Raw genomic sequence first — 14,808 nt, 5'->3', positions numbered from 1 at the left:
TTTGTCAGAGAGGTGGGTTGGCGGGCGAGGGATCGGCTTCACCCCACCGTAAGGGGCTGGCGTTGACGGTCTCGATGGCCTCGTCGATGGTGAAGTCGACGGAGCACTGCGCACCGGGGGCGAAGGTGCTCTCATCCCAGTTGAGGCGTGCGGTTCCCGTGAGCTGCAGGGTTGATCCGTTGCGCCAGTTCGGTATCAGCAGACCGCACCGGGGATCGACGTGCAGGTTCCCCAGCGTCATGAACATGGAGTTGCCGAGGTAATCGGGCCACCGCAGCTCCTGTGGTGAGAGCACCCGCAGGAACCCTGAATTGCCCCCACGGTGTGACGCGTCGGCATTGCCTTCCTTATCGGCGGTGCCGATGATGAAGGTATCCGTTGCAGAGATCAGTTGCTGCTGTTCGTCGTTCAGGGCAGTCGCGTGGCGCGGCTCTCCGGGCAGTGCCGAGCCGATCCCAAGTACATCGCGTCGCGCGATGTACTTGGGGCAGTTCGAATACACCTGATCAGTGGTGACGATAAGACCCCGCCCTGACGGCACGGCGGTGCCGTTCACACGCATCCGGCGTCGGCGCTGCGGCTGCAACGCGATCATGCCGATCTTGCGCTCCGATTGCAGTGGCTCGGCCAGCGGGTCGTCGGGGTCCGGCACACCGTCAATCGCGATGGTCTGGGCATCGGTGGCATGCGCGAAACCCGGTGGCCCGACGATCTGGCTCGCCCACATCCGGCCAGCGTCATCGCGTGCCGACACGAAGACCAGGGGCTGGGCGGCCAGAAAGGCCGCCGCAAGCTCCGGTATCTGCGCCGAAATGATCCGCCCGACTCTAATAGCGCTGTCGGACTGCCCCATTCGGCGCTGTACGGCAAGCTCGCCGAAGTGGTACGTCATCTCAGAAGAATCCGCATGTCGGCGCGTCGCCGGCTGGCGCCCCATGCTGCTCGACGCCCGCCGACGCGAATACCTCGAGACGAATCCCATCGGGGTCGGTGAAGAAGATTCCACCCGAGGATGCGCCCTCCTGGTGCGCCACCACGCCCTCATGCACGAAAATCGTCGACAGTTCCTTCAAGACCGCCTCCACCTCACGCACCTGCTGCACCGAATCCACTTGGAACGACAAATGGTGCAAGCCCGGTGTGGCCGCCGAGAATTCCCCGTCGCTTTGCTCCCAGAGGGTGAGCACGGGTCCGTCATCAAATCCGAGGAAGGCGAACCGCTGTGCGCCGTCCTCGTTGGCCGCAAGTTGCTCGAATCCGAACGCCTGCCGATAGAACGCGACCGACCGCTCCAGATCACTGACGTTCAATCCGATATGACCGGTGGCCACACGAGGCGCGATGACAGTGCCCATAAGAGATCCTCTCTAACCAATAAAATTCTGTTACCGGTTAGACCGTAAGCGCGAAGCATCCCCAGTGTCAACCACCTATCAAGTTTTATCGGTTAGAATTCATGCAACACACTCCCCCAGAGAGGAGGCGGCTAGCCTCAGGCCATGTCCGATCCACGTCCCCATCTCGGCGAACCGCTCGCACTGGACCTGTTGAACACCCGGTGGATGAGCGGCGACGGACTGCAGGATCTGCTCAGCACGCTTGACGGCGTACGAATCTGGCTGCGTACCAACAATCTTCATGATCGATGCACCGCCAACGAGAAGACCCAGGAGGCGTTGCTCTTTGCGCGCGACGCCATTTATCGCGCGGTGAAGGATGATCAGGGCGACGAGATCAACGCGGTGCTCTCCCACGGCGCGATCCGCCGCTCACTGACCCCCGACGGGCCGGTAAACACCGCCGAGGTGCCCGAATCGCATTGGCTTCCGGGTTGGCTGGCGGCCGACAACCTATTGACCCTGCTATCCGACTCCTCCGATCGGATCAAGCAATGCGCTCACCCACACTGCGTTCTGTTCTTCTATGACACATCCAAGAACGGCGCGCGCCGATGGCATTCCATGGCGACCTGCGGAAACAGGGCGAAGGCCGCACGGCATTACGCCAAGAACACCTAAATAGCCTTCACAGCTGCATCACAGGACCGATTCTTACTCAACTATCACAATCGGAGTATTACGTAACAGGTATCACTTCGTTACCATAACCCTCATGCGAAACATCGTATTGGCCGTTGGCGTGTCCGCCGTTTTCGGAGCGGCGTGCGCAGGGGCTGCACTCACGGGTGCGCCGGTGGCCTACGGAGCTCCGTTGAACTTCGATTGCCTGCAGGTCGCGACACCGGTTGGAATGAATCTCACCTGCGTGAACCCGACTCCGTTCACCATGGACGCGCACTTCAAGGGGAATTGTGGTCCGCTCCCCATGCTCAATGAAGACACCGAGATCGGGCCATTCAAGACGATCTCCCGCCAGGTCCCGTGCCTGCCGGGCGTGCAGTCACCGTCGGCCGAAGCGTCGATGAGCATGAGATCCAACGCGCCGGACGAAGGCAACCCACCGCCCGAGGCCCCGGCACGTCCATTCGGTCTATAAGCAGTCTGCGCGCGCCACTACCCGACGTCGCGTCGGTCTTGTTCGGAAGCAAGGGCGTTCTTCACCACGTCATAGGCCATGGATTGGCCGTATCCGCGGCGCGCGAGCATGGCGACCAATCGCCGCGCGGCTTTGATACCCCCGTCGTCGAGATTTTCTGACCGGAGTTTTTTGGCGACAAGCTGTGCCGCACGTGACCGCTCGGCGTCCCCGTCGATCTGCGCAAGGGCCGCGGCCGCATTCTCGGCCGACACTCCCTTGGTCCGAAGCTCCGCGGCCAAGGCGCGCTTGCCTTTTCCTGCGTAGGTATGCCGGGACTGCACCCATTGAGTGGCAAAGTCGGCGTCATTGATCAGGCCGGCGGTCGCCAACCGTTGCATGATTCGCGTGGAAACCTCATCGGGGTACCCGCGCCGAGTGAGCCTTTCGGTCAACTCGGCGCGGGTACGCGCGCGACTTGTCAACAGGCGAAGGCAGTATGACCACGCCTGCTCGTCCCGCGAGTCAACCGGTTCACGCGTCGGGGCTTCGGGTACCGACGCGACCCGGGCTCGCAGTTCGTCTAGGGATTCCCTGGAAGGAGAATCAGAAATCGACTGGGGCCGGGACGACTTCGTCATCGGTCAGCACCGCTCCGATACCAAGCTTTTCCTTGATCTTCTTCTCGATCTCGTTGGCGACATCGACGTTCTCCAACAGGAAGTTGCGGGCATTTTCCTTGCCCTGACCCAACTGCTCACCCTCGTAGGTGAACCAGGAACCGGACTTGCGGATGAAGCCCTGCTCCACGCCCATGTCGATGAGCGACCCCTCCTTGGAGATGCCCTTGCCGTAGAGGATGTCGAACTCGGCCTGCTTGAACGGCGGCGACACCTTGTTCTTGACCACCTTGACGCGAGTGCGGTTACCCACCGCATCGGTGCCGTCCTTGAGGGTCTCGATACGGCGCACATCAAGACGCACCGACGAGTAGAACTTCAAAGCCTTACCACCGGTGGTGGTTTCGGGCGAACCAAACATCACACCGATCTTCTCGCGGAGCTGGTTGATGAAGATCGCGGTGGTACCCGAGTTGTTGAGTGCACCGGTCATCTTGCGCAGGGCCTGGCTCATCAGACGAGCCTGCAGACCGACATGGCTGTCACCCATCTCACCCTCGATTTCGGCACGAGGCACCAAAGCCGCCACCGAGTCGATCACGATAAGAGAGATGGCGCCGGAACGCACCAGCATGTCGGCGATTTCCAGAGCCTGCTCACCGGTATCCGGCTGAGAGACGAGCAGCGAGTCGGTATCGACACCGAGCTTCTTGGCGTATTCGGGGTCGAGCGCATGCTCGGCGTCGATGAACGCAGCGATACCGCCGGCGGCTTGCGCGTTGGCGACCGCGTGCAGCGCGACGGTGGTCTTACCCGAGGATTCCGGTCCATAGATCTCGACCACGCGGCCACGAGGCAGGCCACCGATACCAAGCGCCACATCCAGCGCGATGGATCCGGTCGGGATCACGGAGATGGGCTGACGCACCTCGTCACCCAGCCGCATGACCGAGCCCTTACCGAAGCTCTTGTCGATTTGTGCGAGCGCGAGTTCAAGCGCCTTCTCGCGATCCGGTGCCTGCGCCATGGTGTTCTCCATTTCGTCTCGGTGTTCGAAGATCGGTCCGATTCGGTTGCCGATCGGTTGAGGTGGACGCTAACCGACCCCACCGACAAGCGATCTACCTGCACGGATCGTCTCTTCGACTGCAATCAGAGTAAGGCGAACATCTGTTCGAATCAAGCAGGCGCGCCGATGCGGCGTGTCATCGAGTCATCACCACTGATCGCGTGGGACATCGAAATCGGCACATAGCGCCCGCCACACATCCCGCGGCTCCACCCCGTCTTCGACTGCCTGCGACGCCGTCCGTCCACCGAGGGCGGTCAACACATGGTCGACCAGTACCGACGAGCCGTAGACCCGACCGAATCGACCGGTGACAAGCTCATGAAACTCCGTCAGACGCACACGGTCACCTTAGGGCCGCCACCACGTCCTGGCACACCCGTACCGGATCTGTGACGTCCGCGGCACCGGCAGCAGCCCGGCGTGCTGCCTCGGTGTAGCGCTGCTCACCCAGCACCTTGCCGATCGCCGCCGCCATAGCCTCGCAGGTCAGCGGTCGCACCAGCTCAGCACTACCTTGCCGCACAACACGATTCGCCAACTCCCACTGGTCGCCGCCGCCAGGAACAACCACCGCAGGCACCCCGGCCAGCAATGCCTTGCTCAGAAAGCCGTGTCCCCCACCGCAAATGGCCAAATCGGCACAGGCGAGCAAAAGATCCTGACGCGCCAGCCCGGCAATCGCCCACGAAGGCAGGCCCGACGCGGGCGGATCCAGCGCGGACACAACCACGCGCGCACCCACTGAATCCAAAGCCCGTATCGCCAGTTCGGACATCCCTTCAGCTCCGGTGAAGGCCGTCGACGGTGCGATCACCACCACCGGTCCCGTACCCAACGGCGGCTGCAGCGCAGCGTCGGTGGGCTCCCAATGCAGGGGGCCCACCAGGACCGCCTCATCCGGCCAATCGGGACGCGGCACTTCCAGCGCGGGCAATGTCGCGATCAGCCGTCGGACGGGTCCGGGGTCGCGGGCGGGCAATCCGATCTCTACCCGCGCCTGCGAGCGCTGCCGCAAGCCTTCATCGATCGACCTTTGCGTCAACCGACGCATCAACCCGTCACGCAGCCTGCCACGCAAGCCCTCACCAGGAGCCAGTCCACTTCCCAATGGCGGCAATCCTTTTGACGGCAGGTACAGCGGATGCGGGTTGAGTTCCACCCACGGCACACCGAGCAACTCACCGGCCATGCCTCCGCAGGCGGTGATCACATCGGATACGATGAGATCCGGCGCCAGTTGCCCCAACTGATCGAGATTGGCCAACGCCATATGGGCCGCCCGCTGATGGATCTTGGCGCCCGCGTCTGCGTCGTCATCGGCAACCCGGGGCTGCAGCCCCAGAAGCTCTACCGACTCGAGTCCGGCGGCACGGGCCTGATCGAGCCAGCGCGTTCCCGTCAACAACACGGGGTCGTGCCCGGCCGCCGCGAATTTCAGGCACAACGCGATGGCGGGAAAGGCATGCCCGGGATCCGGACCGGCGACCACGGCAACACGCACCGCCCTACCCTGCCACAGCGATTCGGGCTAGGTTGAAACGCATGACTGACGCCACGCTGGCTCCTTCCACGTTGACTCCAGCCGAGACCGTCACCCGATTCCTGGAATCCCTGCAAACCGAGGACATCGACTTCGCGGGATCGGTGCTGGCCGAGGACCTCGTCTATCAGAACGTAGGTCTGCCCACCATCTATGGCCGGCGCGCGACTCTTAAGGTCTTCGAACCACTCACCAAGCCGCAGTTCGGATTCGAAGTACAAATCCACCGCACCACCACCAACGGGAACAGTGTGATGAACGAGCGCCACGACGCCATCGTCATCGGACCACTTCGTCTGCAGTTCTGGGTATGCGGAGTCTTCGAGGTGTCGGACGACGGAAAGATCACCCTGTGGCGCGACTACTTCGACATGTTCGACATGTTCAAGGCCACGGTGCGCGGCCTTGTCGGCATCGCCATCCCCGCCCTGCGGCCGCGCTTCTAAGTCTGGTTCAGCCCCCTATCCAAAGCCTTCGACAGCCGCTAGCGTCGGGCGCATGACGGACACTCTCACCACCATCAACCCAACGGAGATCGTCGAGGGTCTCTGGGACGCCATGCGGCTCGGCGATCTGGCGTCCATCGACACCGTCCTGGATGAGAACGTCAGCTGGGAAAACGTCGGCTTGCCTGCGATTCGCGGGCGGTCTTCGGTGATGCGTGCCTTATCCGGGCTCAACCTCCCCGGCGTTGGTTTCGATGTGAAGATTCACCGGATCACCGCCACCGGCAATACGGTGATGACCGAGCGCACCGACGTCCTCATCGTCGGTCGCCTGCACGTCGGATTCTGGGTCTGCGGAGTGTTCGAAGTGACGCCGCGCGGCACCATAGCTCTGTGGCGCGACTACGCGGATGTCCTGAACATCACGGTCGGCTTCGCGCGCGGCCTGCTCGGCATCGCCATTCCCGCACTGCGACCGACTCTGGCGCACTGAGATTATCTAACATAAATTAGTCTCATGGTTACCGCGGGATCGCCCACCAGACTGGACCCCGGAGCGATTGTCACCCGATTTCTCGAGGCCGTACAGAACGACGACATCGACTTCGCACGAGACGTACTGGACGAGAACATCGTCTATCAGAATGTCGGGCTCCCCACCATCCACGGCAAACAGGCTGTACTTCGATTGTTCGGGGCGCTGGAGAACACGTCGTTCGGTTTCGAGGTCGATGTTCAGCGCACCACCACCAACGGATACACCGTGATGAACGAGCGCTACGACGCCCTCAGCTTCGGCCCCTTACGCACACAGTTCTGGGTGTGCGGTGTCTTCGAGGTGAGCGAGCGCGGCACCATCACCCTGTGGCGCGATTACTTCGACTTCGCGGCGGTGTCTCGCGCTTTCCTGCGGGGCCTCATCGGCATCGTGGTGCCGTCGCTGCGGGCGCGGTTCTGAAAACCGTCGTACGAATCCGCTGGCCGGACCTGGGGCCACACCCCGATATCTGATCGCGCCCCTTCTCCCCCGCGACGGTGCTCGCTAGCGTTGGCTGATGACCGACATTCTGGCAAGAACCGACCCCACTGCCGCCGTCGAAACCCTTTGGAGCGCTGCCGGTCTAGGCGATTTGGCAGTGCTCGAGTCCGTCCTCGCCGACGATGTCCGATGGGAGAATGTGGGCCTGCCCGCGGTGCGTGGGCGCAAGGCTGTGTTGCGCGTGTTATCCGCCGTGAACTGGCCCGGGGCAGGATTTGGCGTCAAGATTCACCGAATCACCGCCACCGGAAACACCGTGATGACCGAGCGCACCGACGTGATCATCGTGGGCCCGCTACACATCGGCTTCTGGGTCGTCGGAGTCACCGAGCACTCGAATGATGGAAAGATCACGCTCTGGCGTGACTACGGCGACGTTCTCAACGTCACTCTCGGTTTCCTGAGGGGCCTGCTGGGGATAGTTTTCCCGTCTGTACGTCCGCGGCTCTAGGGCAGCCGGGATTTGTCCGCGTCGGTGACCGCGCGGTACAGCATGACACCCCCGAGAATCACCACACCGGCCACCAGCATCGGTACCACGAGCTTGAAGATGGCGCCCACGACCAGAAACGCCAGCCACACGCTCAGCAGCACGCCAATGATCTTCCACAACACCGGTACCCACCGTTCTCTCGACTGCGATAGAGCAAGCCTGGCAGTCGGATCGGCACCTGAGGAACCCCGGATCGCGAAGATCAGGGAAAGATCGGGGATTACCCTGACAGCTGGCCGAGTTCGTCGAGGGCACCCGCCCACCCGGTGAGCCGGTCGGTTGCCGACACCAGGTCATCGAGTAGCGGACCGCGTGACATCGGCGAGGCGAGGACCGCCCCGCCATTTCCGGCCGACACCAACTGCGCTGCCGCGGTGACCAACTCGTTGTATTGACGCACACCAGTGTCGAGTTGCGCAGTGAACGCACTAATGGTCGGTTGCAGATACTCACGGGTGTGTGGCGCCGCGACAGCGGCGCGCTCCATGGACACCACTTCCTTGGCGGTCGCGGCCATCACATACGCAGCCTGATTGGCCGCAGTAAGAATCTGCCGCCCCTCGCTGTCGGGAATCATGTTGCCGCGCTCCACCACTCCGAGAAGAGAGAACAGCGAGCGCTCGGCGGCATCCAGCGCCGCCATGGGCGGACGCGCCATCGAACCTATTGGCGGCAGCCGTCGTTCCACTCCGGGCCGCGGCGGCGGCAACGGCTCAGCCTTGAGGTACCGATACCGCACAAACAGATACGTGGCCGGAATCGCACAACCGGCGGTGAGCAGCGCCGGGATGATCAGCAGCCAGGGGGGTGCGCCGGTAGTCGCAAGCACCGTCGTGACAAGCAGCCCGGCCGCGCAGGCCAGCGCCCAGCGGATACTCCACCGCTTGGCTCGTAGACGCCTCCGCAGCAGTTTCTCGCGTTTGTCAGACATCACCCGCATGCGTGCGGCGAGTTCCTCGCCCAGATCGTTGACGTTGTTGACCACACGGCGCAGCAGCTGCTCCCAGCCTCCTTGCACCGCGGTGCGACGGGGCGGCTGGGGGGTCATGTTCACATTGTGCCCGAAAATTCGGCGGTCGCCGAGGACGAATTGTCCATGCGACAAATCCGCCGAGTGGGCGCGGCTGCGTCCCCACTCGGCGGATTGAAGCGAAAGAAGAGAGAAAACTACTGCTGGCCCAGCGGGTTAGCGGGATTAGCCTGCTCTGGTGCCGTCGCCGGTGCCGGGGTCGCCGTGCCACCGCTGGGCAGGGCCTCACCCTTCATGGAGGCGCGGATCTGCTCCAGACGCGAATGTCCGGCCATCTGCACACTGGCCTGCTGTACCTCAATCATGCGGCCCTGCACAGAGTTCTGCGCCAGCTCGGCCTGACCAAGGGCGTTGGCGTAACGGCGCTCGATCTTGTCGCGCACCTCGTCCAGACTCGGGGTGTTGCCTGGGGCGGCAAGCTCGCTCATCGACCGAAGCGAGGCGGACACCTGCTCCTGCATCTTGGCCTGCTCCAGCTGGCTCAGCAGCTTGGTCCGCTCGGCGATCCGCTGCTGCAGCATCATCGCGTTCTGCTCGACGGCCTTCTTGGCCTGGGCGGCCGCGGCAAGCGCCTGGTCGTGCAGCGCCTTGAGGTCCTCGACGCTCTGCTCGGCGGTAACCAGTTGGGCGGCGAACGCCTCGGCGGCGTTGTTGTACTCGGTCGCCTTGGATGCATCTCCCGAGCCGGTGGCCTGATCGGCCAAGGTCAGCGCCTGACGAACGTTGACCTGAAGTTTCTCGACGTCGGCGAGCTGACGGTTGAGGCGCATCTCCAGCTGGCGCTGATTCCCGATTACCGAGGCGGCCTGCTGCGAAAGCGCCTGGTGGTTCCGCTGGGCCTCCTCGATGGCCTGCTGAATCTGCACCTTGGGGTCTGCGTTCTCGTCAATCTTCGCGTTGAACAGTGCCATCAAGTACTTCCACGCCTTGACGAACGGGTTAGCCATGAGATCGATCCGCCTTCTGCTTGGATGCCGGTAGTCGTCGCTACCTACGACTGCGTGGGTCCCAACTTATCTGTTGCATGCCGATCCCCACACCCCCTACGGGGCGCAAAACAATGCGACCGCCACAGTAGTTAGGCGGCCGCCATTGCGCGAACCTGCGGAATGACCACCTTGGTCGCGACATCGATCCCGCTGAGCGAGCCGGCCGCTGTCGTCACTGCGGGCTGCGGAGCCGCGACGGCAGCCTCGCGATGCGCCAGCCTCGCGCTGACCTCGGATAACACCTCCGACAGCGGGACATCGAGCGCACCGCAGATCGCGGCCAGCAGCTCGCTGGAGGCTTCCTTGCGGCCACGTTCCACCTCGGACAGATATCCCAGGCTGACGCGTGCCGAGTCCGATACCTCGCGCAATGTCCTGCCCTGCCCGGATCGGGCGTTCCGCAGGGTGTCGCCGATGGCCTCTCTAAGCAACAGCGCCATGTCTTTCTCCTTTGCGTCCTGAACGTCGGTGTCCGTACCGCGTGTTAGTTGAGTCTGCCTTGCTCAACGTTGCCACGCAGCGCGAGGTTCCCGACGTGTTCATGTGGATTTTGACTCGTGCGCCACATTCGGCGTCATAGAAAGTCGGTGATCACGGTCAGCAAGGGGTTCGCCGACGCCCGGCTTATTCGGCCTTCGGCCGGGGCCGCAGCGCCTGCACCAGGTAGTCGACACCGGTGATGACGGTGAGTGCCACCGCCAGCCCCATCAGGACCGCAGCGGCGGTGTGCCAATGCCCCGTCAATGGCAGCAGATACCCGGCGATCGCCAGTGACTGCACCGTGGTCTTGAGCTTGCCGCCCCGGTTGGCGGGGATCACCCCATGGCGGAGCACCGAGAAACGCAGCACCGTGATCCCGATCTCGCGCACCAGGATGACCGCGGTAACCCACCACGCGAGATCTCCGAGCACGCTGAGCCCCACCAGTGCCGCACCGACAAGCGCCTTGTCGGCAATCGGGTCGGCAAGCTGGCCGAACGGGGTGACCAGACCATACCGGCGGGCCAGCACGCCGTCGTAGCGGTCGGTGGCGATGGCTAATGCGAACACCCCGAAAGCGGCAATGCGCCAGGAGGATTGGTGCCCGCCCGCGGTGAACAGGACAGCGATGAACACCGGTACGAGCACGATGCGCAGCACCGTCAGGATGTTGGCAATGTTCACCACCGGCACCGGCGCAGCCGAAGCCTCGGAATCAGGCTGGGTTTCCGGTGGCATCGGCACGTCAAACACCCTATCTGTTCTAGAGCTAGCTACTGTTCACGCATGAGCGCTGAAGGTATATCCGGCATCTCGACTAACACGGCTCCCGCGGTGACCGTTCGTCGTGCCCGTACCTCCGATGTGCCCGCTATCAAGGCGCTCGTCGACGTCTACGCCGGACGCATCCTGCTGGAAAAGAACCTTGTGACGCTGTACGAGGCGGTTCAGGAGTTCTGGGTGGCCGAGCTCGACGGGGACGTCGTGGGCTGCGGAGCCCTGCATGTGCTGTGGTCCGATCTCGGTGAGGTGCGCACCATCGCGGTGCACCCCCGGCTCAAGGGCTCGGGGGTTGGGCACGCGATTGTCAGCCGCCTGCTCGATGTCGCCAGGGAACTCGAACTCAAAAGAGTCTTCGTACTGACCTTCGAGGTCGACTTCTTCACCAAACACGGATTCCGCGAGATCGATGGCACCCCGGTGACGGCCGAGGTCTACGAGGAGATGTGCCGGTCCTACGACACCGGCGTGGCCGAGTTCCTCGACTTGAGCTACGTGAAGCCGAACACCCTGGGCAACACCCGCATGCTCGCCCACCTCTGATTTCTGCGCATCGGGCATTCTGGGCGCGATCGTCGGCCATGATCGAGGCATGCCAAGACTGCGCCAGGTCTCCCGCGCCGAAACCGACGACCTCCTTGTCCATCGCATGTATGACCAGATCTTCGGTGATCGCGATCCGGTCTCCGATCCCGGGACCACCACGGGCACACCCGGTGACTGGTGGACGGTCTTCGCGCTCGTACCCGAGGCGCTGAAGCATTCGGTTCAGGGTTTCGCGTTCTACCGCAGTCCCGATCGCAAGCTGGACCCGGTCCTGCGGGAGCTTGGCCAAACACGCGCCGGTTGGGCTCGTCGCAGCCAGTTCGTGTTCTCCCAGCATTGCAAGTCGTGCCGCATGGTGGGTATGTCCGAGGAAATGATCGCCGCGATCCCGTCGTGGAGTACCGCTGATTGCTTCACCGCGGCGCAGCGGGCCGTGCTGGCCTACACGGACTGCCTGGTTCTCGACGGGGGCCGGGTGCCCGACGGGATCTTCGCCGCGCTGAAAGCCCACCTCTCCGACGAAGAGATCCTGGAACTCACCTACATCACCGCGATGTATGAAATGCACGCGGTGATGAGCACGGCCTTACGCCTGGAGTGGGACAACCGCGACGAGCCGATCGTGGAGATCGCCGCCCCCGAGGGATTCACATCCTTCGATGTGGGCGACGCCATCGCACTGCGGCGCGACGAGAACGCTTAGAAGTCTTCGGGCACCGCGCCGTCGTCTTCGTCTTCCTCGTCGGCTCCCCCGCCGCCGCGGATCGATGCCATCACACTGCCGAGGTCCTCGGGCTTCACCATGACCTCGCGCGCCTTGGATCCCTCACTGGGGCCGACGATTCCGCGCGTCTCCATCAGGTCCATGAGGCGACCCGCCTTGGCGAAGCCGACCCGCAGCTTGCGCTGCAGCATTGAGGTCGAGCCGAATTGACTCGACACCACGAGCTCGACGGCCTGCAAGAAGGCGTCCATGTCGTCACCGATGTCGGGATCGACGTCTTCTTTACCGGGACCGCCGCCGACCTTGGTCGCGGTGACACCCTCGGTGTAGTCGGGCTCGGCCTGTTCCTTGGCCGCCGCCACCACGGCGCTGATCTCCTCGTCGGTGATGAAGGCGCCCTGCATGCGAATCGGCCGCCCGGCGCCCATCGGCAGGAACAGTCCGTCACCCATGCCGATGAGCTTCTCGGCGCCGGGTTGGTCCAGGATGACGCGGCTGTCGGTCAGCGATGAGGTCGCAAAGGCAAGGCGCGAAGGCACATTCGTCTTGATGAGGCCGGTGACCACGTCCACCGACGGACGCTGGGTGGCGAGCACCAGGTGGATACCGGCCGCTCGCGCCTTCTGGGTGATACGCACGATGGCGTCCTCGACGTCACGAGGCGCGGTCATCATGAGGTCAGCCAACTCGTCGACGACGGCGAGAATGAAGGGGTACGGACGGTACTCACGCTGGCTACCCAGCGGGGTGGTGATCTCGCCGGAGCGCACCTTCGCGTTGAAGTCGTTGATGTGCCGGACCCGGCTGGCCTGCATGTCCTGGTATCGCTGCTCCATCTCTTCCACCAGCCAGGCCAGGGCGGCCGCAGCCTTCTTCGGCGAGGTGATGATCGGGGTGATCAGGTGCGGAATGCCTTCGTAGGGTGTCAGTTCCACCATCTTGGGGTCGATCAGGATCATCCTGACCTCCTCCGGGGTGGCGCGGGCCAGCAGCGAAACGAGCATCGAGTTGACGAAGCTCGACTTGCCCGAACCGGTGGAACCGGCAACCAGCAAGTGCGGCATCTTGGCCAGGTTGGCGGAGATGAAGTCGCCCTCGATGTCCTTGCCCAGGCCGATCAACAGCGGATGGTGATCGGTGCGGGTTTCGGGTGCGGTCAGCACGTCGGCCAGCCGCACCATCTCTCGGTCGGTGTTTGGCACCTCAATGCCGACCGCTGACTTGCCGGGGATCGGCGCGAGCAGACGCACGCTGTCGGTAGCCACCGCGTACGCGATATTGCGTTGCAGGGCGGTGATTTTCTCCACCTTGACGCCGGGGCCGAGCTCAACCTCGTAGCGGGTGACGGTGGGACCACGGTTGAAGCCGGTGACCGCCGCATCGACCTTGAACTGTTCGAGCACTCCGGTGATCGCGGCGATCATGTCGTCGTTCGCCGCGCTGCTTTCCTTCGGGGGATCTCCCGCGATGAGCAGATCCAGCGAGGGCAGCACGTAGGGGCCCTCGACCACCCGATCGACAACGGGCATCTGCGGTTTCGGCTTGGACTTCTTGGTCGACTTGACCACGGGCGCCGGCTTGGGAGCCGGTGCAGCGGGCGGCTCTGGCGCCGCCGCCTCTTCCTCAAGCGGGTAGTTGTCCATCGGGGTGGCGCCGCGCGTGAATTCACGCGTCGCCTCGTAGTCGTCTTCGGGCTCGTAGTCCTCTACGTAGTCTTCGTCGTCCCACTCCTCATCCCATTCGTCGTAGTCCCTGGGCGAGAACATGTTCCGAAGGGTGTCCGGGATGTCGCGGATCGTGGTGCCGGTCAGTAGCAGCACCCCGAAGACGATCGCCATCACGAGTAGCGGCGCGGCGATCCACGCGGTGAGGCCTTGTGCGAGCGGCCCACCGATCACGAAGCCGACAAATCCTCCCGCGTCCGCTCGCCCCTCTGGGGAATCGGGGGAACCCGCGAACAGATGCCACAGCCCCAGGATCGGCAGCGCGACCATGGCGAAGCCGAGCAGTAGGCGCGGACGCTCCTCCGGGTTCGGCTCGGTGCGCATCAAGAACACCGCGATGACGACGGCGATGATCGGCACCAGTGCGACACCGGATCCCACGACCGCGCGGAAGACATCGTCGATCCAGCCGCCTACCGGTTTGGCGGCGTGGAACCATGAGCTCGCGCCCACCACGAAGGCCAGGCCCAGCAACGCCAGCGCTACACCGTCGCGCCGGTGACCGTGCTCGATGTCGTGAGCCCTGCCCACCGACCGGAACAACGACCCCACGCCGTGGGCGCAGGCGTGCCACCCGCTACGCGCCCCTCGGCCCAATGCCACCAGCGGCGTCGTCCAATGCTGGTTACGACGCTGATTACGCCGGCGCGGTGCCGGACGACGGGTCGGCGCGGTGTTGCGCGACCGGGGTCCCGATTTGGTGTTCCGGCCACGCGAACGGCTGACAGTCTTACTCGCCATGGCGACAGCCTAGTCGCAACAGTCACATCTGCACCATCTGCAACACGGCTAAAACCGCTAGTAAGCAAATGTTTTGTCACCTACGCGAGGCCATCCCGAGACAGTCTCG

The 14,808-nt window shown here is 63.7% G+C and carries 20 protein-coding genes; 8 read left to right on the top strand and 12 right to left on the bottom strand.

What is annotated here, in order from left to right; translation table 11 throughout:
- Positions 1 to 4: 4 nt before the first annotated feature.
- Positions 5 to 892, bottom strand: coding sequence for a pyridoxamine 5'-phosphate oxidase family protein (locus AOT87_RS13520; RefSeq protein ID WP_057968349.1), 888 nt, complete (start codon positions 890 to 892; stop codon positions 5 to 7).
- A gap of 1 nt (position 893) precedes the next feature.
- Complete coding sequence (locus AOT87_RS13515) at positions 894 to 1,355, bottom strand: VOC family protein (protein ID WP_057968350.1); 462 nt, start codon at positions 1,353 to 1,355, stop codon at positions 894 to 896.
- Positions 1,356 to 1,499: 144 nt separating this feature from the next.
- On the opposite strand from AOT87_RS13515, the gene AOT87_RS13510 reads away from it, so the two are divergent.
- Together AOT87_RS13510 and AOT87_RS13505 are read left to right on the top strand one after the other, a co-directional pair.
- Complete coding sequence (locus AOT87_RS13510) at positions 1,500 to 2,018, top strand: CGNR zinc finger domain-containing protein (RefSeq protein WP_057969612.1); 519 nt, start codon at positions 1,500 to 1,502, stop codon at positions 2,016 to 2,018.
- Between the two features lie 94 nt (positions 2,019 to 2,112).
- Positions 2,113 to 2,496, top strand: coding sequence for a hypothetical protein (locus tag AOT87_RS13505; RefSeq protein WP_046254088.1), 384 nt, complete (start codon positions 2,113 to 2,115; stop codon positions 2,494 to 2,496).
- Between the two features lie 17 nt (positions 2,497 to 2,513).
- Here the strand turns inward: AOT87_RS13505 and recX are convergent, their stop codons facing one another.
- The 4 genes from recX to AOT87_RS13485 form a co-directional block, all read right to left on the bottom strand.
- Complete coding sequence (gene recX / locus AOT87_RS27870; protein ID WP_078322150.1) at positions 2,514 to 3,116, bottom strand: recombination regulator RecX; 603 nt, start codon at positions 3,114 to 3,116, stop codon at positions 2,514 to 2,516.
- The gene (gene recA, locus AOT87_RS13495) at positions 3,082 to 4,122 is read right to left on the bottom strand and encodes a recombinase RecA (protein WP_046255862.1); all 1,041 of its coding nucleotides are present in this window, start codon (positions 4,120 to 4,122) and stop codon (positions 3,082 to 3,084) included. The genes recX and recA overlap by 35 nt, the downstream gene beginning before the upstream one ends.
- A 189-nt stretch (positions 4,123 to 4,311) precedes the next feature.
- A complete protein-coding gene (locus tag AOT87_RS27865; RefSeq protein ID WP_030093842.1) occupies positions 4,312 to 4,506 on the bottom strand; it encodes a DUF3046 domain-containing protein in 195 nt (64 codons plus the stop codon).
- 4 nt (positions 4,507 to 4,510) lie between these two features.
- Positions 4,511 to 5,668 (bottom strand): nucleotide disphospho-sugar-binding domain-containing protein, encoded by a 1,158-nt coding sequence (locus AOT87_RS13485; RefSeq protein ID WP_057969346.1) that lies wholly within the window; start codon positions 5,666 to 5,668, stop codon positions 4,511 to 4,513.
- Between the two features lie 41 nt (positions 5,669 to 5,709).
- Between AOT87_RS13485 and AOT87_RS13480 the strand changes: the two genes are divergently transcribed.
- From AOT87_RS13480 to AOT87_RS13465, 4 genes are all read left to right on the top strand, one after another.
- The gene (locus AOT87_RS13480) at positions 5,710 to 6,153 is read left to right on the top strand and encodes a limonene-1,2-epoxide hydrolase family protein (protein ID WP_030093844.1); all 444 of its coding nucleotides are present in this window, start codon (positions 5,710 to 5,712) and stop codon (positions 6,151 to 6,153) included.
- A 52-nt stretch (positions 6,154 to 6,205) separates the two neighbouring features.
- On the top strand, positions 6,206 to 6,646 hold the full coding sequence (locus tag AOT87_RS13475) for a limonene-1,2-epoxide hydrolase family protein (RefSeq protein WP_046254092.1): 441 nt from the start codon (positions 6,206 to 6,208) through the stop codon (positions 6,644 to 6,646).
- A 24-nt stretch (positions 6,647 to 6,670) separates the two neighbouring features.
- Positions 6,671 to 7,111: a limonene-1,2-epoxide hydrolase family protein gene (locus AOT87_RS13470; protein WP_057969345.1), complete on the top strand. Its 441-nt coding sequence runs from the start codon at positions 6,671 to 6,673 to the stop codon at positions 7,109 to 7,111.
- A 97-nt stretch (positions 7,112 to 7,208) separates the two neighbouring features.
- Positions 7,209 to 7,643, top strand: coding sequence for a limonene-1,2-epoxide hydrolase family protein (locus AOT87_RS13465; RefSeq protein ID WP_057969610.1), 435 nt, complete (start codon positions 7,209 to 7,211; stop codon positions 7,641 to 7,643).
- On the opposite strand, the gene AOT87_RS28385 is transcribed toward AOT87_RS13465, so the two are convergent.
- The 5 genes from AOT87_RS28385 to pgsA form a co-directional block, all read right to left on the bottom strand.
- On the bottom strand, positions 7,640 to 7,807 hold the full coding sequence (locus AOT87_RS28385) for a hypothetical protein (protein WP_165589972.1): 168 nt from the start codon (positions 7,805 to 7,807) through the stop codon (positions 7,640 to 7,642). The genes AOT87_RS13465 and AOT87_RS28385 overlap by 4 nt on opposite strands.
- Before the next feature lie 98 nt (positions 7,808 to 7,905).
- The gene (locus AOT87_RS13460) at positions 7,906 to 8,733 is read right to left on the bottom strand and encodes a hypothetical protein (protein WP_057968251.1); all 828 of its coding nucleotides are present in this window, start codon (positions 8,731 to 8,733) and stop codon (positions 7,906 to 7,908) included.
- 119 nt (positions 8,734 to 8,852) lie between these two features.
- Complete coding sequence (gene pspA / locus AOT87_RS13455; RefSeq protein ID WP_057968250.1) at positions 8,853 to 9,662, bottom strand: phage shock protein PspA; 810 nt, start codon at positions 9,660 to 9,662, stop codon at positions 8,853 to 8,855.
- A gap of 131 nt (positions 9,663 to 9,793) precedes the next feature.
- The gene (gene clgR, locus AOT87_RS13450; RefSeq protein WP_057968249.1) at positions 9,794 to 10,144 is read right to left on the bottom strand and encodes a transcriptional regulator ClgR; all 351 of its coding nucleotides are present in this window, start codon (positions 10,142 to 10,144) and stop codon (positions 9,794 to 9,796) included.
- A 184-nt stretch (positions 10,145 to 10,328) separates the two neighbouring features.
- Positions 10,329 to 10,928 carry a CDP-diacylglycerol--glycerol-3-phosphate 3-phosphatidyltransferase gene (gene pgsA, locus AOT87_RS13445; RefSeq protein WP_057969318.1) on the bottom strand — a complete coding sequence of 200 codons (600 nt, stop codon included), beginning with the start codon at positions 10,926 to 10,928 and terminating at the stop codon, positions 10,329 to 10,331.
- A 42-nt stretch (positions 10,929 to 10,970) separates the two neighbouring features.
- Between pgsA and AOT87_RS13440 the strand changes: the two genes are divergently transcribed.
- The gene (locus AOT87_RS13440) at positions 10,971 to 11,507 is read left to right on the top strand and encodes an amino-acid N-acetyltransferase (RefSeq protein ID WP_057969317.1); all 537 of its coding nucleotides are present in this window, start codon (positions 10,971 to 10,973) and stop codon (positions 11,505 to 11,507) included.
- A 49-nt stretch (positions 11,508 to 11,556) separates the two neighbouring features.
- Positions 11,557 to 12,213: a carboxymuconolactone decarboxylase family protein gene (locus AOT87_RS13435; protein ID WP_057969316.1), complete on the top strand. Its 657-nt coding sequence runs from the start codon at positions 11,557 to 11,559 to the stop codon at positions 12,211 to 12,213.
- On the opposite strand, the gene AOT87_RS13430 is transcribed toward AOT87_RS13435, so the two are convergent.
- A complete protein-coding gene (locus AOT87_RS13430; RefSeq protein ID WP_057969315.1) occupies positions 12,210 to 14,699 on the bottom strand; it encodes a DNA translocase FtsK in 2,490 nt (829 codons plus the stop codon). The genes AOT87_RS13435 and AOT87_RS13430 overlap by 4 nt on opposite strands.
- Positions 14,700 to 14,808: the final 109 nt, after the last annotated feature.

Origin of the sequence: Mycobacteroides sp. H003, from assembly GCF_001440135.1 — a bacterium.
In the GTDB taxonomy this organism is placed as follows: Bacteria; Actinomycetota; Actinomycetes; order Mycobacteriales; family Mycobacteriaceae; genus Mycobacterium; species Mycobacterium gwanakae.
This window is presented reverse-complemented; position numbering and strand designations above follow the sequence as displayed.